Source organism: Pseudomonas sp. Bout1, assembly GCF_034314165.1.
Classification (GTDB): Bacteria; Pseudomonadota; Gammaproteobacteria; order Pseudomonadales; family Pseudomonadaceae; genus Aquipseudomonas.
Genome location: NZ_JAVIWK010000001.1, coordinates 6,116,941 through 6,136,846, shown reverse-complemented (window position 1 = coordinate 6,136,846; position 19,906 = coordinate 6,116,941). Strand labels below are relative to the sequence as shown.

The 19,906-nt window shown below is 60.1% G+C and carries 15 protein-coding genes and 1 pseudogene; 10 read left to right on the top strand and 6 right to left on the bottom strand.

Annotated elements, in window-relative coordinates; all coding sequences use genetic code 11:
• Positions 1–30: 30 nt before the first annotated feature.
• Genes RGV33_RS28415 through RGV33_RS28405 form a run of 3 tightly spaced genes read left to right on the top strand, consistent with a single transcriptional unit; the run spans position 31 to position 2,661 of the window.
• The gene (locus RGV33_RS28415) at positions 31–1,470 is read left to right on the top strand and encodes a cytochrome ubiquinol oxidase subunit I (RefSeq protein ID WP_322147641.1); all 1,440 of its coding nucleotides are present in this window, start codon (positions 31–33) and stop codon (positions 1,468–1,470) included.
• A 3-nt stretch (positions 1,471–1,473) separates the two neighbouring features.
• Entirely contained in the window at positions 1,474–2,481 is a 1,008-nt protein-coding gene (gene cydB / locus RGV33_RS28410; RefSeq protein ID WP_322147640.1) for a cytochrome d ubiquinol oxidase subunit II, read from the top strand.
• Positions 2,482–2,493: 12 nt separating this feature from the next.
• Entirely contained in the window at positions 2,494–2,661 is a 168-nt protein-coding gene (locus tag RGV33_RS28405) for a DUF2474 domain-containing protein (RefSeq protein WP_003215809.1), read from the top strand.
• A gap of 41 nt (positions 2,662–2,702) precedes the next feature.
• Here the strand turns inward: RGV33_RS28405 and RGV33_RS28400 are convergent.
• Together RGV33_RS28400 and RGV33_RS28395 are read right to left on the bottom strand one after the other, a co-directional pair.
• Positions 2,703–3,826, bottom strand: a pseudogene (locus RGV33_RS28400) (methyltransferase).
• A 127-nt stretch (positions 3,827–3,953) separates the two neighbouring features.
• The gene (locus RGV33_RS28395; RefSeq protein WP_322147639.1) at positions 3,954–4,664 is read right to left on the bottom strand and encodes a LuxR family transcriptional regulator; all 711 of its coding nucleotides are present in this window, start codon (positions 4,662–4,664) and stop codon (positions 3,954–3,956) included.
• Between the two features lie 408 nt (positions 4,665–5,072).
• Here RGV33_RS28395 and RGV33_RS28390 point away from each other — a divergent pair, with 408 nt between their 5' ends.
• Positions 5,073–5,849, top strand: coding sequence for a ferredoxin--NADP reductase (locus RGV33_RS28390; protein ID WP_322147638.1), 777 nt, complete (start codon positions 5,073–5,075; stop codon positions 5,847–5,849).
• A 43-nt stretch (positions 5,850–5,892) separates the two neighbouring features.
• Here RGV33_RS28390 and mscL read toward each other — a convergent pair whose 3' ends face one another.
• On the bottom strand, positions 5,893–6,309 hold the full coding sequence (mscL, locus tag RGV33_RS28385) for a large-conductance mechanosensitive channel protein MscL (protein ID WP_322147637.1): 417 nt from the start codon (positions 6,307–6,309) through the stop codon (positions 5,893–5,895).
• 286 nt (positions 6,310–6,595) lie between these two features.
• On the opposite strand from mscL, the gene katB reads away from it, so the two are divergent.
• The 3 genes from katB to radA all read left to right on the top strand — a co-directional run bounded on the left by katB (position 6,596) and on the right by radA (position 10,184).
• Positions 6,596–8,137: a catalase KatB gene (katB, locus tag RGV33_RS28380; RefSeq protein WP_322147635.1), complete on the top strand. Its 1,542-nt coding sequence runs from the start codon at positions 6,596–6,598 to the stop codon at positions 8,135–8,137.
• A 104-nt stretch (positions 8,138–8,241) separates the two neighbouring features.
• Positions 8,242–8,781: an ankyrin repeat domain-containing protein gene (locus RGV33_RS28375; protein WP_322147633.1), complete on the top strand. Its 540-nt coding sequence runs from the start codon at positions 8,242–8,244 to the stop codon at positions 8,779–8,781.
• Positions 8,782–8,816: 35 nt separating this feature from the next.
• The gene (radA, locus tag RGV33_RS28370) at positions 8,817–10,184 is read left to right on the top strand and encodes a DNA repair protein RadA (protein ID WP_003215821.1); all 1,368 of its coding nucleotides are present in this window, start codon (positions 8,817–8,819) and stop codon (positions 10,182–10,184) included.
• A gap of 115 nt (positions 10,185–10,299) precedes the next feature.
• On the opposite strand, the gene RGV33_RS28365 is transcribed toward radA, so the two are convergent.
• Positions 10,300–10,668 (bottom strand): PilZ domain-containing protein, encoded by a 369-nt coding sequence (locus RGV33_RS28365; protein WP_322147631.1) that lies wholly within the window; start codon positions 10,666–10,668, stop codon positions 10,300–10,302.
• A gap of 173 nt (positions 10,669–10,841) precedes the next feature.
• Here RGV33_RS28365 and RGV33_RS28360 point away from each other — a divergent pair, with 173 nt between their 5' ends.
• The 3 genes from RGV33_RS28360 to yjiA all read left to right on the top strand — a co-directional run bounded on the left by RGV33_RS28360 (position 10,842) and on the right by yjiA (position 14,213).
• Entirely contained in the window at positions 10,842–12,908 is a 2,067-nt protein-coding gene (locus RGV33_RS28360) for a carbon starvation CstA family protein (protein WP_322147629.1), read from the top strand.
• Positions 12,909–12,923: 15 nt separating this feature from the next.
• Positions 12,924–13,121, top strand: coding sequence for a YbdD/YjiX family protein (locus RGV33_RS28355; RefSeq protein ID WP_003176208.1), 198 nt, complete (start codon positions 12,924–12,926; stop codon positions 13,119–13,121).
• A gap of 126 nt (positions 13,122–13,247) precedes the next feature.
• Positions 13,248–14,213 (top strand): GTPase, encoded by a 966-nt coding sequence (gene yjiA, locus RGV33_RS28350; protein ID WP_322147625.1) that lies wholly within the window; start codon positions 13,248–13,250, stop codon positions 14,211–14,213.
• A gap of 119 nt (positions 14,214–14,332) precedes the next feature.
• Here the strand turns inward: yjiA and glyA are convergent, their stop codons facing one another.
• The gene (glyA, locus tag RGV33_RS28345) at positions 14,333–15,586 is read right to left on the bottom strand and encodes a serine hydroxymethyltransferase (RefSeq protein ID WP_322147623.1); all 1,254 of its coding nucleotides are present in this window, start codon (positions 15,584–15,586) and stop codon (positions 14,333–14,335) included.
• 228 nt (positions 15,587–15,814) lie between these two features.
• A complete protein-coding gene (locus RGV33_RS28340; RefSeq protein WP_322147621.1) occupies positions 15,815–19,666 on the bottom strand; it encodes an EAL domain-containing protein in 3,852 nt (1,283 codons plus the stop codon).
• Between the last annotated feature and the right edge of the window lie 240 nt (positions 19,667–19,906).

Sequence of the window (19,906 nt, the reverse complement as noted above, 5' to 3'; positions counted from 1 at the left end):
CATTCGGTATTACCTGACAGAGGAAGACTTATGTTCGGTTTGGAGGCGCTAGAACTCGCCCGAATTCAATTCGCGTTCACCATCTCATTCCATATCCTGTTCCCGGCCATCACCATCGGCCTGGCCAGTTACCTTGCAGTGCTCGAAGGCCTGTGGCTCAAGACCCACAACGACACTTACCGTGACCTCTACCATTTCTGGTCGAAGATCTTTGCCGTCAACTTCGGCATGGGCGTGGTCTCCGGTTTGGTCATGGCCTATCAGTTCGGCACTAACTGGAGCCGCTTTTCGGACTTCGCCGGCGCCGTTACCGGGCCGTTGCTGACCTATGAGGTGCTAACGGCGTTCTTCCTTGAAGCGGGCTTCCTTGGGGTCATGCTGTTTGGCTGGAACAAGGTCGGGCGCAAGCTGCACTTCTTTGCCACGGTGATGGTGGCCGTCGGCACGCTGATCTCGACCTTCTGGATTCTTGCCTCCAACAGCTGGATGCAGACGCCACAGGGCTTTGAAATCATTGATGGCCGGGTGATTCCAACCGACTGGCTGGCGGTAATCTTCAACCCCTCGTTCCCCTACCGCCTGATGCACATGGCCACGGCGGCGTTTGTCGCTACCGCATTCTTTGTTGGCTCCTCGGCAGCCTGGCACTTGCTGCGCGGCAAGGACAACCCGGCGATCCGCACCATGCTCTCGATGGCGATGTGGATGGCGCTGATCGTGGCGCCCATCCAGGCAGTCATCGGTGACTTTCATGGCCTGAACACCCTCAAGCACCAGCCGGCAAAGATCGCCGCGATTGAAGGCCACTGGGAAAATATCGGCAACGAACCCACACCGCTGATCCTGTTCGGCTGGCCGGACATGAAGGCTGAAAAAACCAAATTCGCGGTGGAAATCCCGTACCTGGGCAGCCTGATCCTCACCCACTCCCTGGACAAACAGGTGCCGGCCCTCAAGGAGTTCCCGCCTGAGGACCGCCCTAACTCGACCATCGTGTTCTGGTCGTTCCGGGTCATGGTGGGCCTGGGCTTCCTGATGATCTTCACCGGCCTGTTCAGCCTCTGGCTGCGCCGGGGCGACAAGATGTACACGTCCAAGCCGTTCCTGTACCTGGCGTTGTGGATGGGCCCGTCCGGGCTGATTGCGATTCTCGCCGGTTGGTTCACCACCGAAATCGGTCGTCAGCCGTGGGTGGTATACGGGCTGATGCGCACGGCAGACGCCTCGTCCAACCACAGCTTTGCGCAGATGAGCATTACGTTGGTGTTGTTTGTGGTGGTGTACTTCGCGCTGTTCGGCGCGGGTCTGGGCTACATGATGCGCCTGGTGCGCAAAGGGCCTGTGACCCACGAAAGCACCGAGCCGACCCACGGTGGCCCTGGGCAGAAACGCACACCGGCCCGTCCGTTGTCGGCGGCCGACGACAGTGCCGACGCCGATCACGGCGACACCTTGAACAAGGGGAACTGAGTCATGGGTATTGATCTTCCGCTGATCTGGGCCGTGATCATCATTTTCGGCATCATGATGTACGTGGTCATGGACGGCTTCGACCTGGGCATCGGCATTCTCTTCCCGTTTATCCCGGGCAAGACCGACCGTGACGTGATGATGAACACCGTCGCTCCCGTATGGGACGGCAACGAAACCTGGCTGGTACTGGGGGGCGCTGCGTTGTTTGGCGCGTTCCCGCTGGCCTATTCGGTGGTGCTCTCGGCGCTGTACCTGCCCCTGATGCTGATGCTGATCGGGCTGATCTTTCGCGGCGTGGCGTTTGAGTTTCGCTTCAAGGCCAAGGATGACAAGCGTCACCTGTGGGACAAGGCCTTTATCGGCGGCTCACTGGCGGCGACGTTCTTCCAGGGCGTGGCGTTGGGGGCGTTCATTGATGGCATCCCGGTGGTGAACCGCCAGTTTGCCGGCGGTTCACTGGACTGGCTGACGCCGTTCACGATGTTCTGCGGCGTGGCCCTGATCGTGGCGTACGCGCTGTTGGGCTGCACCTGGCTGATCATGAAGACCGAAGGCAGTCTGCAAGAGAAGATGCACAACCTGGCCCGGCCCCTGGCATTCGTGGTGCTGGCGGTGATCGGCATCGTCAGTATCTGGACGCCACTTGCGCACCCGGAGATCGCTTCGCGCTGGTTCACCCTGCCAAACCTGTTCTGGTTCCTGCCAGTGCCGATCCTGGTGCTGGTGACCATGTACGGACTGATTCGCGCCGTGGCGCGCAATGCGCACTACACGCCGTTCCTGCTGACGCTGGTGCTGATCTTCCTCGGCTACAGCGGCCTGGGCATCAGCCTGTGGCCGAACATCATCCCGCCATCGGTATCGATCTGGGACGCCGCCGCGCCGCCGCAAAGCCAGGGCTTCATGCTGGTGGGCACCTTGTTCATCATCCCGTTCATCCTGGGCTACACCTTCTGGAGCTACTACGTGTTCCGCGGCAAGGTCACCCACGAAGACGGCTATCACTAGGAGGATTGACTCATGTCCGGCAAACCTTCGTTGCACGACATCGAACAGGCCGAGAAAAAGCCGCTCTGGCAGCGCCTGGGCTGGCTGGCGATGATCTGGACCGGCAGCGTCCTGGCCCTGTTCGTGGTGGCCAGCCTGATGCGCATGTTCATGAACGCCGCGGGCCTGACCACCCACTGAGATCCCGTTGTCCTTATTGCCCTCCTTTATGGAGGGCTTTTTTATTTGCGCGCCTTGAGAATCACGAACTTGGGCGTGGCCGCCACTTGCTCGACACCGCGGAACAAACGCGCCAGTTTGCTGTGATATCCCAAGTGACGGTTGCCGACGATATACAGGGCGCCGCCCACCACCAGCGCTTCCCGCGCCTGCTGGAACATGCGCCAGGCCAGGAAGTCACCCACCACTTGCTGTTGGTGGAACGGCGGGTTGCACAGCACCACATCCAGCGATTGTGGCTCCTGATCGGCCAGGCCGTCGCCGGCGCGAATCAGCACGTCGCGGTCGCCCAGCGCCGCGCGCCAATTCTCGGCCGCCGATTGCACGGCCATGTAGGACTCGTCCACCAGCGTGTACTGCGCCTCGGGGTTTTGCAGCGCGCTGGCAATCGCCAATACACCGTTGCCACAGCCCAGGTCCGCCACGCGGGCACTGCCGAGGTTTTGCGGCAGGTGCGGCAGAAACGCGCGGGTGCCGATGTCCAGGTCTTCGCGGCAGAACACGTTGGCGTGGTTGAGCAGTTCGATGGCCGGGGTTTCCAGGCGGTAGCGCGTAGGGTAGGGCGACACTGCACGGGGCCGATCGGCCCAGGTGGCGATCAGCAGCCGGGCCTTTTTAACCGCCAGTGAGGCGTGCATCGGGCCGATATAGCGCTCGAGCAACTCACCGGCAGCCCGTGGCAGGTGCTTGACCATCGCCCCGGCGATCACCTCGGCGCCGGGTGCCAGTTGGCCTTGCAGGCGAATCAGTTGTTCTTCGAGCAGGGCCAGGGTCTTTGGCACGCGGACCAGTACGCGGTCGAACGGCCCGGTGGGCGTCTGGCTGGCGGGCAGGAACGTTACCGCGTCGAAAGCCTTGCCGTTGCGCGCCAGGTTTTTTCCAGGCCCAGGGCACCGAGGAACGAGTCACCACTGGAGGTGACCTGTACATGCCCTTCGAGGCTGGCAGCCAGCGCGCCGAAACTGTCGTTGAGCACCAGAACGCGGGTTGCCGGTGCAAGCTGTTGTTCCGCCAGATAGCCGAGCAAGTACTCATCGGCCGCATCAAACGCTTGCAGCGGGTCGTTGTGCTGTTCTGGCTGACGGATCAGGTCGAGTTGGGCGAAGGGGCTGTCGAGCAGGGGCATGGCGGGGGAGACTCTGGGTAATCGAACCATCTGGATGAAACACGACGTTAGGCTCATCAGGGCTCGCGTCATCATCCAGAACTGGCTGCAAATGTTACGTTTTTTTCCTCTGGATTACATTCGGTGTTTAAAACAACCCGCATTTCACTGCCGTGATCACCGCGGCAATCTTGTTACTGACCCCCAATTTCTTCATTGCACTGCTGATATGGAAGCCGACCGTGCGTTCGGACAGGCACAGGATGGTGGCGATGTCGGAGGCCGTCTTGCCCATGGCCGACCATTGCAGGACTTCGGTTTCCCGCGGGGTCAACTTGCTTGGGGCTTGCAGGCTGGGCTTGTCGGCATACTTTCGTGCAACCACTGCGTGCATCGCGTGGCAAATCCAGAGTGCTTGTCCGGCTTTTTCATAGAGCTCTTCAGGGCTTACAGGGCCGGTGGTGCGCGCCAGGGTCAGCATGCTGAAAACACCCTGGAAATCATGAACTGCCTGGGTCCATCCAAACTTTAACCCGTGGGTTTGGGCATGCGCCCATAAATCCGGCACCGAGCAAAAGGTTTTCTCTTCCCAAACAATCGGCAACACCGAACGTTTGCAATGTGCAACAACCGGGTCCAGGTCAAAGTAGTGCTCTTGCTTGTACAGCGTGTTCCATTCATGTGACCAGTTATTGATTTTTATAGTTTTTGTTTGGTTGAGGGGCAGGTGGGAACTCAGGGTGAATGCGCAGTATTGAAAGCCCAGCTCGTAGGTAAGATTCAGGGCTGCCTCGTACATACTGGTTATTTCGTTTTCACCCTCCAGTTTAGGCAGGCGAGTATTGCGCCAGTTGACCATGTGTCGCTCTCCATATGCTTTTTTGGCGTGGGTACTTCCCGGCCCCCTTTGCATGAAAAATGAGTGTAGGACATCGGCCACAGCCAAAAATGAAGTTTCGGTGATCTTGGATGGAGGTTTTAATAAACGATACTTATACAAAGCAAAGGTGCTGTACAAGCTCGTGCTATGCAATCAAGGGTTTTCTATTTTTTTCAACGAGTTGTTATGGGTATAGTTTGTTAACGTTTAAATACATATCGTCATCTAATGGCTGCCAGGAAGGAGGTTAATAGCCAAATATTTGGTGTGAGCCCCGCGGGTACCCATCAAACGCGCTTCGCGCAACCGCAATGCCAGCACAAACCATCGGTGTTTCCACGCGTCGCTTTGAGGGACACTAGGGCCCTGTGCAAAACGGAGTTCCCCATGACGGCCAGTGCTGAAAAATATACCTGCCAGACCTTGCTCGATGTGCAATCGCTGACCCCCAGCCTGTTTACCCTGCGCACCACCCGAGACCCGGGCTTTCGCTTTCGGGCTGGCCAGTTCGTGCGCCTGGGGGTCACCAAAGCCGACGGCAGCATTGTGTGGCGAGCCTACTCGGTGGTGTCCTCGCCTTTTGACGAACACCTGGATTTCTTTTCCATCGTGGTGCCGGGCGGTGAGTTCACCAGCGAACTGAGCCGCTTGCGCAAGGGCGATACCTTGTTGGTGGAGCGCCAGGCCACGGGCTTTTTGACCCTGGACCGGTTTGTGGATGGTCGCGATCTGTGGTTGTTGGGCACTGGCACCGGTATCGCACCGTTTCTTTCGATCCTGCAGGACTTTGAGGTGTGGGAGAAATTCGAGCGGGTCATCCTGGTCTATAGCGCGCGGGAGGCCAGGGAGTTGGCCTATCAGTCATTGATCCATGAACTGGGCGAGCGCGAGTACCTGGCAGAGCATGCCCACAAGCTCACCTACATCCCCATCGTTACCCGCGAGCGGCATCCGGGAGCGCTCAATGGCCGGGTCACCACCCTGATCGAGAACGGCGAGCTGGAACGGGCCGCAGGCGTCGAGCTGACCCCTGAGCATTCCAGAGTAATGATTTGCGGCAACCCGCAGATGATCGATGACACGCGCCAGTTGCTCAAACAGCGCGACATGCAATTAAGCCTCACCCGCCGCCCGGGCCAGGTTGCGGTAGAAAACTACTGGTAAAAACAAAGGCGCCCCGCAGGCGCCTTTGTTTTATTGGCCGAGCTTACTCGGGCTTGCTGTTCTGTGCCTTGAGCAGATCGCGGATCTCCCCCAGCAGCACTTCTTCCTTGGTCGGGACCGGCGGCAAGGTTGGCGCCACGGCCTCTTCGCGCTTCAGGCGGTTAATCGCCTTCACGCCCATGAAGATCGCAAACGCGACGATCACAAAGTCGATCACGCTCTGGATGAATTTGCCGTACGCCAGCACGACAGCAGGCGCATCGCCTTGGGCGGCCTTGAGCGTAACCGCCAAGTCGCCAAAGTCGACGCCCCCGATCAGCAGGCCGATAGGTGGCATCACCACGTCGCCTACAAAGGAGGAAACAATTTTGCCGAAGGCGGCGCCGATGATAATACCGACGGCCATGTCGACCACATTACCTTTGACCGCGAAGGCCTTGAACTCACTTAACACGCCCATAGGTTATTCCTTGTTACAGATGAGGAGGTAGAAGCCAGTGTAAGACAGTGTGGCGTGGCTTGCGCGACACAACTGTTTACAGTGTCCGTGTTTATCGACACATTAAATCGCAAATAGTTTGCAAAGTGCCACCAATCGCGCGCGAAATACCCGCTATTTCAGTGGGTTACCACACTATTTTCTTTATCGGGGTGGTATGGCTTTTCTATTTATCTTCTGACTCGCAGGTCACTAGCCTCTGGCAAGCACAACTCAATGTGCATTAAAAAAACCAGAGGATACCTCGATGAAAAACCCTATTAGCCGCGGGCCTATTTCTGCGCGACGGGTGCTGCTTGTAGTGAGCGCCAGTCTTCTTTCGCTGTCCGTACACGCCGCCAACCTCACCCGCGATAATGGTGCGGCGGTGGGTGACAACCAGAACTCGCAAACTGCCGGTGCGAATGGCCCGGTCCTGTTGCAAGACGTGCAACTGATCCAGAAGTTGCAGCGCTTTGACCGCGAGCGCATCCCGGAGCGTGTGGTGCATGCCCGTGGCACGGGTGCCCACGGTACGTTTACCGTCACCGACAACCTCAGCGACCTGACCAAGGCCAAAGTATTTGCCGCCGGTGAAGCCACGCCGGTATTTGTGCGCTTCTCTGCGGTCGTTCACGGCAACCATTCGCCGGAAACCCTGCGTGACCCGCGCGGCTTCGCCACCAAGTTCTACACCGCCGAAGGCAACTGGGACTTGGTCGGCAATAACTTCCCGACATTCTTTATTCGCGATGCCATCAAGTTCCCGGACATGGTTCACGCTTTTAAACCAGACCCGCGTACTAACCTGGACGACGACTCCCGTCGCTTTGACTTCTTCTCCCATGTTCCAGAGTCCACCCGTACGCTGACCGAGTTGTATTCGGACTCCGGCACGCCGGCCAGTTATCGCGAGATGGACGGCAATGGTGTACATGCCTATAAGTTGATTAATGCCAAAGGCGAAGTGCACTACGTCAAGTTCCACTGGAAGAGCCTGCAGGGCATCAAAAACCTCGACCCCAAACAAGTGACCGAAGTGCAGGGCCGTGACTACAGCCACATGACCCATGATTTGGTCACGCACATCAACAAGGGTGATTTCCCCAAGTGGGACTTGTATGTGCAAGTGCTGAAACCGGAAGACCTCGCCAAGTTTGATTTCGACCCATTGGATGCCACCAAGATCTGGCCAGACGTGCCGGAGCGCAAAGTTGGGCAAATGGTGCTGAACCGCAACCCGGCCAATGTCTTCCAGGAAACCGAGCAAGTGGCCATGGCCCCGGCCAACCTGGTGCCGGGCATCGAGCCGTCGGAAGACCGCCTGCTGCAAGGCCGGGTGTTCTCCTACGCCGATACGCAAATGTACCGCCTGGGGCCAAACGCCCTGCAACTGCCGATCAATGCACCGCGGGTGACCGTCAACAACGGTAACCAGGACGGCGCGATGAACTTCGGCAAGACCACCACCGGCGTGAACTACCAGCCAAGCCGCCTGCTGCCACGCGAAGAGCCGCAAACCGCACGTTACAACCAGTCGGCACTGGCGGGCAGCACCCAGCAGGCGAAGATCCAGCGTGAGCAGAACTTCAAGCAGGCCGGCGACCTGTACCGCTCGTTCAACAAGAAAGAGCGCCAGGACTTGATCGACAACTTCGGCGGCTCCCTGGCTACCACCGATGACGAGAGCAAGCACATCATCCTGTCGTTTCTCTACAAGGCAGACCCGGAGTACGGCACGGGTGTGACCAAAGTCGCCAAGGGTGACCTGGCCCGCGTCAAGGCACTGGCCGAAAAGCTGACCGACTAACCGACACGCTCCCTGTAGGAGCCGGCTTGCCGGCGATAGCGCCCACAAGTACGCCATCGCCGGCAAGCCGGCTCCTACAGGTGGCACATCACTGAGAATTTGCCATGCGAATCTTTATAGGCGCTGTCCTTGCGTGTTTGTCGTTCAGCGTATTGGCCGAACAAGCAGACCCGGCCGCGCTTAAGGCCCAGCTGCAGGATTATTACTTCGACGCCGCCCGCCGTGGCGACGTGGAAATGCTCAACACCTTCATCGAATCCGGCTATTCGCTGAACACCCAGGATGAAAAGGGCTACACCGCGCTGATTCTCGCCGCCTATCACGGCGAAAGTACCTACGTGGACCGTTTGCTCGCGGCCGGCGCCGATGCCTGCGTGCAGGACAAGCGTGGTAACACCGCGTTGATGGGCGCGATCTTCAAGGGTGAGCTGAAAATCGCCCAGCGCCTGCTTGCCACCGACTGCAACCCCGACCAACGCAACGGCGCCGGACAAACGGCGGCCATGTATGCCGGGCTGTTCAAACGCGTGGAACTGCTGGATGAGCTGAAAGCCAAGGGCGCCGACCTCAACGCCGAAGACCCGATCGGTAACAGCGCTTCACGTTTGGTCAGCGGTGAAATCCGTACCCCGGCGCCGCGCTGAGCTATCATCGCGGTTTTTCGGTTGGAGGTTCTCAAATGGCAAAGGCCAAGCGCATGTATGGCTGCACCGAGTGCGGCGCGACCTTTCCCAAGTGGGCCGGCCAATGCACGGAATGCGGTGCGTGGAACACCCTGACCGAAACCATGATTGAAAGCGGCGGCGCCGTGGCCCCCAGTGGTCGTTCCGGCTGGACTGGGCAACAAACCCAGATCAAGACCCTGGCTGAAGTCAGCGTCGAAGAAATCCCGCGTTTCTCCACTGCTTCTGGCGAACTCGACCGGGTGTTGGGCGGCGGCCTTGTGGATGGCTCGGTGGTGTTGATCGGCGGTGACCCGGGCATCGGCAAGTCCACGATCCTGCTGCAAACCTTGTGCAGCATCGCCAGCCGTATGCCGGCGCTGTACGTCACGGGCGAAGAATCCCAGCAGCAAGTGGCCATGCGCGCCCGCCGCCTGGGTTTGCCCCAGGACCAACTGCGCGTGATGACCGAAACGTGTATTGAAAGCATCATCGCCACTGCGCGCCTGGAAAAACCCAAGGTGATGGTGATCGACTCGATCCAGACGATTTTCACTGAGCAACTGCAATCGGCGCCGGGTGGCGTGTCCCAGGTGCGGGAAAGTGCCGCGCTGCTGGTGCGGTACGCGAAGCAGAGTGGTACGGCGATTTTCCTGGTGGGCCACGTGACTAAAGAAGGCGCACTGGCCGGGCCGCGGGTGCTGGAGCATATGGTCGACACCGTGCTGTATTTCGAAGGCGAGTCCGACGGGCGGTTGCGATTGCTGCGGGCGGTAAAGAACCGTTTTGGCGCGGTCAACGAACTCGGCGTGTTCGCCATGACCGACCGGGGCTTGAAAGAAGTCTCCAACCCTTCGGCGATTTTTCTCACCCGCGCCCAGGAAGAAGTACCGGGCAGTGTGGTGATGGCAACGTGGGAGGGCACCCGGCCGATGCTGGTGGAAGTGCAGGCGCTGGTGGACGACAGCCACCTGGCCAACCCGCGTCGAGTTACGTTGGGCCTGGATCAGAACCGCCTGGCGATGCTGCTGGCGGTACTGCACCGCCACGGCGGCATTCCCACCCATGACCAGGACGTGTTCCTCAACGTGGTGGGCGGAGTCAAGGTACTGGAGACGGCGTCCGACCTGGCGTTGATGGCGGCGGTAATGTCCAGCCTGCGCAACCGGCCGTTGCCCCACGACTTGCTGGTGTTCGGCGAAGTTGGGCTGTCGGGTGAAGTGCGCCCGGTGCCCAGCGGCCAGGAGCGGCTGAAAGAGGCGGCCAAGCATGGCTTCAAGCGCGCCATCGTGCCCAAGGGCAATGCGCCGAAAGAAATGCCCCCAGGGCTGCAAGTGATCGGGGTAACGCGCCTGGAGCAGGCGTTGGATGCCCTGTTCGAATAATCGCCAGCCACACATCCCCCCTGTGGGAGCCGGGCTTGCCCGCGATGGCCGTGTATCAGTTAATTGATATGCAAGCTGACACACCGCCATCGCAGGCAAGCCAGCTCCCACATGTTCAGATCTCCAGCAAGGCGGCGAATTCCCGCTCCAGCTCTGCCTGATCGCCGAGGTTCAACTCGATTATCCGCCGCAGGTGGCTGATCGAGTCGAGGTCGATGTGTTCGCACACAAAACCCAACTGCCCATGATCGTCGTGGGTCAGCCGCACCTGCATCTTCACGTCGGTCTCGGCGTCCAGATGAATGTCCACATCGAAAGATTCGTAGCGATGACCCTGCCAGCCATCCGGCCGTTGCACCAGCAAGCCCTTGAGCGACAAATCTACCAATTGCACCGGCCACACATGGCCGTCCTGCTCGAGTTCGGTCCTCGCATCGAAGGCAATGCGTCGGAAACGGCGTCGGTCTGAAGGTTGTTCGCGCATGGTGAAACCCTCTGTGGATAAATAAATTGTAGCCCTGCGCCATCATGGGGCGGTTTTTTCTGCTTTTTTCGCCCCGCCAAGGCTCTAGACCAACGTAGGGGGGTGGCCTTTGAGGCCAGTAGCGCTAAACTCGGGATGGCTGTCTTTCTGTCCACCCTGGCTGGAATATAAAAATGAAAAATAATAATAGCCTGCTACGCCATCTACCCTGGCTGCTGCTGGCAATCGTAGGAGCGTGCGCCCTGGGCGTAGTGGCCTTGCGCCGCGGCGAGGCGATCAACGCCTTGTGGATTGTGGTCGCAGCAGTGGCCATTTATCTGGTTGCTTACCGTTACTACAGTCTGTTCATCGCTAACCATGTGATGCAGCTCGATCCACTGCGGGCTACCCCCGCCGTGCTCAACAACGACGGTCTGGACTATGTGCCGACCAACAAACACATTCTTTTCGGTCACCACTTCGCGGCAATCGCCGGCGCGGGGCCTTTGGTCGGCCCGGTACTGGCGGCGCAGATGGGTTACCTGCCCGGCACGTTATGGCTGATCGCCGGCGTGGTGCTGGCGGGGGCGGTGCAGGACTTCATGGTCCTGTTCCTGTCTACACGTCGTAACGGCCGTTCCCTGGGGGACATGGTTCGCGAAGAAATGGGCCGTGTGCCTGGGACCATCGCGCTGTTTGGCTGCTTCCTGATCATGATCATCATCCTTGCGGTGCTGGCGCTGATCGTGGTCAAGGCCCTGGCCGAAAGCCCGTGGGGCATCTTCACGGTGATGGCGACCATCCCGATCGCGATGTTCATGGGCATTTATATGCGCTACATCCGCCCGGGCCGCATCGGCGAAATCTCGATTGTCGGCGTGCTGTTGCTGCTGGGCTCGATCTGGCTGGGCGGGCAGATTGCCGCTGACCCGGTATGGGCCAAGGCCTTCAGTTTCACCGGGATCCAGATCACCTGGATGCTGGTGGGTTATGGCTTTGTTGCGGCGGTGTTGCCGGTGTGGCTGATCCTCGCGCCACGTGACTACCTGTCTACCTTCCTGAAAATCGGCACCATCATCGCCCTGGCGATTGGCATCCTGGTGACCATGCCCGACCTGAAAATGCCGGCGCTGACCCAGTTTATCGATGGCACCGGCCCGGTGTGGAAGGGCGGCCTGTTTCCGTTCCTGTTCATCACTATCGCCTGTGGCGCGGTCTCGGGTTTCCACGCACTGATCGCCTCGGGCACCACGCCCAAGTTGCTGGCCAGTGAAGGGCACGCCCGTTACATCGGTTATGGCGGCATGTTGATGGAGTCGTTCGTGGCCATCATGGCGATGGTTGCCGCTTCGGTGATCGAACCCGGCGTGTACTTCGCCATGAACAGCCCGGCCGCCATTGTTGGCGCCGACGTGGTGACCGTGGCGCAAACTGTCAGCAGCTGGGGGTTTGCGATTACCCCGCAAGCGTTGCAGGCAGTGGCGCATGACATCGGTGAAACCACCATCCTGGCGCGTGCCGGCGGTGCGCCGACCCTGGCGGTGGGTATCGCGCAGATCCTGCACAGTGTGCTGCCGGGTGAAAACACCATGGCATTCTGGTACCACTTTGCGATCCTGTTCGAAGCGCTGTTCATCCTGACTGCCGTGGATGCCGGTACCCGTGCCGGTCGCTTCATGCTTCAGGATCTGCTCGGCTCCTTCGTGCCGGCGCTCAAGCGTACCGAGTCCTGGACGGCCAACCTGATCGCCACCGCAGGGTGTGTGGCGATGTGGGGTTACCTGCTGTACCAAGGCGTGATCGACCCACTGGGCGGTATCAACACCTTGTGGCCGCTGTTCGGTATCTCCAACCAGATGCTGGCCGGTATTGCACTGATGCTCGCCACCGTTGTGCTGATCAAAATGAAGCGCCAGCGCTACATCTGGGTGACCATGCTGCCGGCTGTATGGCTGCTGATCTGCACCGTGACTGCGGGCTTCATCAAGCTGTTCGACGCTAACCCGGCGATTGGCTTCCTGTCGCTGGCCAAGAAGTACAGCGATGCATTGGCTGCTGGCCAGATCCTCGCTCCGGCCAAGAGCATCGACCAGATGCAACACGTGATCTGGAACGCCTACACCAACGCAACGCTGACGGCGCTGTTCCTGTTCGTGGTATTCAGCATCCTGTTCTATGCGCTCAAGGTCGGCATTGCCGCCTGGGGCAAAAAGGAACGTACGGATAAAGAAGCGCCATACCAGGCCATCCCGGACGCTTGATAGAGGATTGCAATCATGTTCAATGACATCAGTCGCCTCGGTAAATACCTCGGTCAGGCCGCACGCCTGATGGTCGGCATGCCCGACTACGACACCTACGTCGAGCATATGCAAACCAAACACCCGGACAAGCCGATGATGGACTACAAGGCGTTCTTCCGGGAACGCCAGGAAGCCCGTTACGGCGGCAAGGGTGGGCCCAAGTGCTGTTGAAACACCGTACTTGAACCCAACACCACGACTGTAGGAGCCCGGCTTGCCGGCGATAGCGATCTTCACACCGCCATCGCCGGCAAGCCGGGCTCCTACAGTTCTTTTAGCGCATGGGAGATCGTTGTTTTGTTAACCCCCATCCCCGTCACCATCCTCAGCGGCTTCCTCGGCGCTGGCAAAACCACCTTGTTGCGCCACCTGCTCAAGGCCGAGCACGGCTTGAAAATCGCCGTGATCGAAAACGAATTCAGCGACGCCGGTATCGACACCCAACTGCTGGGCAGCGAGCCGGTGCAAGTCATGACCCTGTCCAATGGCTGCGTGTGCTGCACCATCCACACCGACCTGACCAAGGCCCTGTACCTGCTGCTCGAACGCCTGGACAGCGGCGAGATTGCCTTCGACCGCCTGGTGATCGAGTGCACCGGCCTGGCCGACCCGGCCCCCGTGGCCCAGACCTTCTTTATCGATGAAGAGCTGCGCGAGCGCTACATCCTCGACGGCATCATCACCCTGGTGGACGCGGCCCACGCCGAGCATCACCTGACCCAGACCATCGCCCAGGCGCAGATCGGTTTTGCCGACCGCCTGCTGGTGAGCAAGCGCGACCTGGTGGATGAAGCCAGCTTCGACGCTCTCAGCGAGCGCCTGACCCGTATCAACCGCCGCGCACCGATTCGTGTGGTGGAGCACGGCAAGATCGACCTCGCAGAGCTTTTGGATGTGCGCGGCTTCAACCTCAACGCCGGCATGAGCCTGCGCCCGGTGAGCCAGGCGCCGTCCATCGACCGTATCTCGAGCCTGGTGCTGCGCACCGACCAGCCGCTGGATATCGACAAGCTCAGTGAGTTCATGAACGAGCTGTTGGAAGACCACGGCAAGCAATTGCTGCGTTACAAAGGCGTGTTGAACATCGCAGGCGAAGACCGGCGCATGGTGTTCCAGGGCGTGCTGAAGCTCTACGGGTTCGATTGGGACACCGAATGGGCCGAAGGTGAGGCGCGTGAAAGTGTGATTGTGTTTATTGCCGACGAGTTGCCGGAAGACAAAATCCGCGAAGGCTTTGCCCGGGTCCACCAAACCCTGACTTGAAATGCACTCAATATGTGGGAGCTGGCAAGCCAGCTCCCACATTTGACCTTATTTCAAATTGAAATCGGCCATAAAAAAGCCCGGCTCAAGAGCCGGGCTTTTCATTCAAGCAACTGCAATCAAGCGCCGTATACCGGCAGCTTCTTGCAGATAGCCTTGACCTTCTCACGAACAGAATCAATCACTGCTTCGTTGGAAAGGTCAGCCAGGATGTCGCAGATCCAGCCAGCCAGTTCCTTGCACTCTGCTTCCTTGAAGCCACGAGTGGTCACAGCCGGGGTGCCGAAGCGCAGGCCGGAGGTGACGAACGGCGAACGTGGGTCGTTCGGTACCGAGTTCTTGTTCACGGTGATGAAGGCTTTGCCCAGAGCGGCGTCAGCATCTTTACCGGAGATGTCTTGCTTGATCAGCGACAGCAGGAACAGGTGGTTCTCAGTACCGCCGGACACCACATCAAAACCACGCTCGATGAACACGCCGGCCATGGCCTTGGCGTTTTTCACCACTTGCTGCTGGTAGGTCTTGAACTCAGGCTGCAGGGCTTCCTTGAAGCAGATCGCTTTAGCAGCGATTACGTGCTCCAGCGGGCCACCCTGGCCGCCTGGGAATACGGCAGAGTTGAGCTTCTTCTCGATCTCGGCGTTGGCGCGCGCCAGGATCAGGCCACCACGTGGACCGCGCAGGGTCTTGTGGGTAGTGGTGGTCACCACGTCAGCGAATGGCACCGGGTTCGGGTAGACGCCAGCGGCGACCAGACCGGCCACGTGGGCCATGTCGACGAACAGGTAGGCGCCCACCTTGTCAGCGATTGCGCGAAAGCGTGGGAAATCCAGGATCTGCGAGTAGGCAGAGAAACCGGCCACGATCATTTTTGGCTTGTGCTCAACGGCCAGGCGCTCGACTTCGTCGTAGTCGATCAGGCCATTGCCGTCGATGCCGTACTGAACCGCGTTGTACAACTTGCCGGAGGAGGAAACGCTGGCACCGTGGGTCAGGTGACCGCCGTGGGCCAGGCTCATGCCCAGGATGGTGTCGCCGGCTTGCAGCAGGGCCAGGTACACGGCGCTGTTGGCTTGGGAGCCGGCGTGTGGCTGGACGTTGGCGTAATCGGCGCCGAACAGTTCCTTGGCGCGGTCGATGGCCAGTTGCTCAACGATGTCGACGAACTCGCAACCGCCGTAGTAGCGCTTGCCCGGGTAGCCTTCGGCGTACTTGTTGGTCAGAACCGAACCTTGAGCCTCCATAACCGCTGGGCTGGTGTAGTTTTCCGAAGCGATCAGCTCAATGTGCTCTTCCTGGCGCACGGCTTCTTGCTCCATGGCGGCAAAGAGATCGGCGTCGTACTTGGCAATGGTCAAATCACGGCTGAACATGGCGGTCCTCAAGGATCGGGGGCAGAAAAGAAGCGCATTCTAACCCAATGGGTTTTAGATGGCATATGAAAGGACATCATGTCGCGGACAAGCGGGGCTCACTTAGCCCCGTAGCAGCTGTCGAGCGCCAGCGAGGCTGCGTCGGCAGCGACTCGGTCCAGTGCCGGGCGATGGCTCGGCGGTGCGGCTTACGCAGCCTCGCTGACGCTCGACAGCTGCTACGGGGGGTTAATCAAACATGAACAGCGCATCATTGCTGAACTGCGCCTCAAACCGGTTCGCCGGCATCGGCCGCCCGAACAGGTAACCCTGCACCTCATCGCAACCGTGCTCGCGCAGGAAGTCCAACTGCTCATGGGTTTCCACGCCCTCGGCGATTACCGCCAGGTTCAGGCTGTGGGCCATGGCGATAATCGCGCGGGCGATCTGTGCGTCCTGTTCACCCGAAGGCAGGCCGTCGACAAAGGTGCGGTCGATCTTCAGCACGTCGATGGGGAATTGCTTGAGGTAGTTCAGCGATGAATAACCGGTGCCGAAGTCGTCTACCGCAATGCTCAGGCCCAGGTTTTTCAAGCTGGCGAGGATCTGCATCGCTTCGTTGACCTCGCGCATCAGGATACTTTCGGTCAGCTCCAGCTCCAGGCACGCCGGCGGCAGGCCGGTGTCCTTGAGGATGGTGGCGATGCGCTCGCCCAGTTGCCCGTCGGAGAATTGTCGGGCCGAGATATTCACCGAGACCTTGGGCACCCGCACCTTGTTCTGGTGCCAGGTCTTGAGCTGGCGGCAGGCTTCGCTGATCACCCAGTCGCCCACGTCCACCACCAGCCCGAGTTCCTCCAGCACCGGGATGAAGTCCCCCGGCGGCACCAGCCCGCGGCGCGGATGGCGCCAGCGCAGCAAAGCTTCGGCGCCGGTCAGGCGTTTGCCGTCGCCGCTGAACTGCGGTTGGTAATACAGCACGAATTCGTTCTGTTCCAGGGCGTGGCGCAAGTCGCTTTCCAGTTCCAGGCGTTCCAGGGCGCTGGCGTTCATGTCGGCCTGGTAGAACTGGAAGTTGTTCTTGCCGCGCTCCTTGGCGTGGTACATCGCCGTGTCGGCGTTCTTCATCAACTGGCTCAACTCGTTGCCATCCTGCGGGCTCAACGCGATGCCGATACTGGCGGTGACGAAGAACTCTCGGCCTTCCAGCACAAACGGCTTCACCAGGCTCGCCAGAATCTGCTCGGCCACACTGATCGCCCGGTTCAACGCCATTTCGCGGCTGGCCCGTGGTTGCAGGAGCAAGGTGAACTCGTCGCCGCCCATGCGCGCCACGGTGTCGTCTTCGGCCACGCAGCCCAGCAGGCGGGTGGCCATTTCCTTGAGCATGCGGTCGCCGGCGGCGTGGCCCAGCGAATCGTTGATCGGTTTGAAGCGGTCGAGGTCGAGGAACATCAGCACCACCCACGACTTCTGCCGTTCTGCCGACTGCAACGCGGTGTGCAGGCGGTCCTGGAACAGCGTGCGGTTGGGCAGGTGGGTCAGGGCGTCGTAGTAGGCCAGGCGGTGGATGCGCTGCTCGCTGGCCTTGCGCTCGCTGATGTCGCTGAAGAAACACACGTAGCTGGCCAGGTCGCCTTCGTCATCGAACACGGCGGTAATCCCGACCCAGGCCGGGTAATGCTCGCCGTTACGGCGCTTGAGCCACACTTCGCCCTCCCAGGTGCTGTGCTGGTGCAATTGCTTGAGTACGTAGCGCAGGTGGGCTTCCTGCTGTTCGTCGACGGTGAGCATGTTCGGCAACTGGTCAAGCACGTCTGCCACCGCATAACCGCTGACCCGGCTGAATGCTTCGTTGGCCTGCACGATATAGCCGGCCGGGTCGGTGATCAGGATCGCCGAGGTGGAGTGTTCAAAGACCGTGGCGGCCATGCGCAGGTCTTTTTCCGCACGGCGTTGCTGGCTGATATCACGGCCCACGCCGAGGATGCCTTCGAACGCGCCGTGTTCGTCCCACACCAACACCAGGCGCAGTTCGATCGGGATCTTGCGCCCATCGGCCCGCAGGCAATCGAACAGGAACAGCTGGGTCTGCACATCGTTGCGCAAGGCGGCCAGGGATTCGGGTTGGTCCAGGGCGCGGCTGACTTGCTCCACCAGGCTGTAGATACCGCTCAACTGTTGGGGGTTGGCGATGGTCGACTGCCAGCCGTTTTCGAAGATCCAGTCGACGTCATAGCCCAGCACGGCGTTCACCGACGGGCTGACATAGTTGAGGGCAAGCTTGCTGTCGGTGGAGAAGATCACGTCGCTGATGCTTTCTGCCAGCATGCGGTAGCGCTGTTCGCTGTCGCGCAGGGATTCGCTGGCCTCGATCTGGTCGGTGATGTCCTTGGCCACGCCGATGATGCGCGTGACCTGGTCGGTCTTGTCCCGGGCCAGGGCCTGCTCGCGGATGTCGAAGCGCCGCCATTGGTTGTTGCGATGGCGAAAGCGCAGCTGGCACTGAAGCTGGCTCAAGTAGCCGGCCTGGCGCTGTTGCAGGCGCAGGTCGTGGTAGCGTTCGGCGTCTTCGGGGTGCAGCAGGATTTCCCAGAAGTATTCGCCCATCTGCTGCAGCTCGGGCTTGTTGTAGCCCAGGGTATGGCCCAGGTGATGGTTGCTGAAGATCATCCGTTGGCTGATCACATCCTGCACATACAGGTGATCGGGCACGGTACGCACCACGTCCGACCAGAAACCCTCGCGCTCCACCAGCGACAACTCGATCAGCTTGCGGCTGGTGATGTCGCTGATGCTCAGGATCACGGCCTTGAAGTCGTCTTGTTGTTCCGGCAGGCGCATCACCAGCCACAGGTATTGGTCATTACCGTGAAGATCGCTGAGTTGGATTTCCAGTTCCAGTTGCTTCTGTTGGGTCAGCACCGCGTCGATCACCTGGTTGCCGATGGCGGTAGGGCTCGACGGGCAAGCGTCGATCAGGCGCTCCCAGGCTTGTTCGCAAGAGGCCACATTCAACAGGCGTACTGCCACCTGGTTGACCTCGGTAATGCGCAGTTCCTTAAGCAGTTGCTGGCGCTGTTCCGGGTTGGCCAGCAGCAACTGTTGCAGTTGCTCGCGGGTCTGCAATTGGGACTTACCGAAGAACGCACGCAGGCCGGACAGGTCAAGCACGCACAGCGCCACGCCGGTGCCTTCGAAAATATCCTGGTAGCGGCGGCGCCCCTCGTGCACCTGGCGCTGGCGACGGCGCATGTTCAGCAGCACGATTACCGGGATCAGCGAGAACGCCAGGCCCAGCAGGCATTTGCCGATAAAGGCCGGCAGCAGTTGTTCCAGCACCGCGGCGCGGTCGAACAGGCCGCGCAGTTGCCAGTCACTCTTGCTCAGGGGCGTGACCAATACACTTTTGTTCAATTCATCCGGGGTCAGCGCCGAAGCCCACTGGGCCGGCATGCCCGTGTCACGGCTGACCACCCGGTGGTTGAGGCGGTTTTCAATGACCCACATCGGGCGCTGGCCCTGGCCGTCCTGGCGGGTCAGGTTCGCCAGGTAATTGGGTGCCAGGCGCAAGGCCCAGTACATTTTTGCGCCGCCGCTGGGCTGATGCAGCAGCAGGTAGATGACGGTGCCGTCGTTATTGTTGCTCAAGTAGTAGGACTGGGCATGGCTGCGCTTGACCAGCTCTTCGAGCCAGGCGCTGTCCTGGCTGTCGTTGGCGCTGTCGCTGATCATCGCGCCGCTGGGGGCGAGCAGGGCGACACTGCGCAGTTCCGGCAGGGAACGTTGCAGCGTGCGCATCAGGATTTGTTGCTGTTCGGTGTCCCGCGGCGGCTCGACGATCGGTAGCAGGTTCAGCGCAATCTGCGCACTGAGGGCCATGTTAAGGCTGATCTGCTCGGCCAGGTCGGCACTGTAGTCGATGGTGTATTGCTGCTGGTTTTTCTGGTTTTGCTGTAACTGGTCCAGCAGTTGCCAGAACAATAACGCGAGCAGCAGCAGGACCAGCGTCGCCAGTGCGCCCTTGAGGGTTCCGTGCAGGGGCGCTCCCGGCGCTATATGAGCGGCTCGCAGGGGAGTTGGCTTTGTTACGTTGGACAAACTGTGATCCTGCGGTTTGGCTGGACTGGCGCGACGTGCACTATAAGCCGGACGCCCGAAGGGCGGCTAGCATGCCTTGTGTTGTGGCAAAGTGCCAGCCCTGCCTGGCTGGACTGCCCACCTGCATTGAGGTAGCTTTGCCGGTTACGCGAGGGCGTTCCAGCCCCAGACAATCAGGCATCTACCGTACGCAGGCATTGATCGTTATCAAAGGCCCGCGCGGCGCATGGCCTGGCACGG

Excerpts from the sequence above, each read along its gene's own strand:
- RGV33_RS28365 (WP_322147631.1), bottom strand. The coding sequence starts at position 10,668 with ATGCGCGAACAACCTTCAGACCGACGCCGTTTCCGACGCATTGCCTTC.
- katB (WP_322147635.1), top strand. The coding sequence starts at position 6,596 with ATGAAAAACCCTATTAGCCGCGGGCCTATTTCTGCGCGACGGGTGCTG.
- RGV33_RS28405 (WP_003215809.1), top strand. The coding sequence starts at position 2,494 with ATGTCCGGCAAACCTTCGTTGCACGACATCGAACAGGCCGAGAAAAAG.
- mscL (WP_322147637.1), bottom strand. The coding sequence starts at position 6,309 with ATGGGCGTGTTAAGTGAGTTCAAGGCCTTCGCGGTCAAAGGTAATGTG.
- radA (WP_003215821.1), top strand. The coding sequence starts at position 8,817 with ATGGCAAAGGCCAAGCGCATGTATGGCTGCACCGAGTGCGGCGCGACC.
- glyA (WP_322147623.1), bottom strand. The coding sequence starts at position 15,586 with ATGTTCAGCCGTGATTTGACCATTGCCAAGTACGACGCCGATCTCTTT.
- RGV33_RS28360 (WP_322147629.1), top strand. The coding sequence starts at position 10,842 with ATGAAAAATAATAATAGCCTGCTACGCCATCTACCCTGGCTGCTGCTG.
- RGV33_RS28415 (WP_322147641.1), top strand. The coding sequence starts at position 31 with ATGTTCGGTTTGGAGGCGCTAGAACTCGCCCGAATTCAATTCGCGTTC.
- RGV33_RS28390 (WP_322147638.1), top strand. The coding sequence starts at position 5,073 with ATGACGGCCAGTGCTGAAAAATATACCTGCCAGACCTTGCTCGATGTG.
- RGV33_RS28395 (WP_322147639.1), bottom strand. The coding sequence starts at position 4,664 with ATGGTCAACTGGCGCAATACTCGCCTGCCTAAACTGGAGGGTGAAAAC.
- cydB (WP_322147640.1), top strand. The coding sequence starts at position 1,474 with ATGGGTATTGATCTTCCGCTGATCTGGGCCGTGATCATCATTTTCGGC.
- RGV33_RS28375 (WP_322147633.1), top strand. The coding sequence starts at position 8,242 with ATGCGAATCTTTATAGGCGCTGTCCTTGCGTGTTTGTCGTTCAGCGTA.
- RGV33_RS28355 (WP_003176208.1), top strand. The coding sequence starts at position 12,924 with ATGTTCAATGACATCAGTCGCCTCGGTAAATACCTCGGTCAGGCCGCA.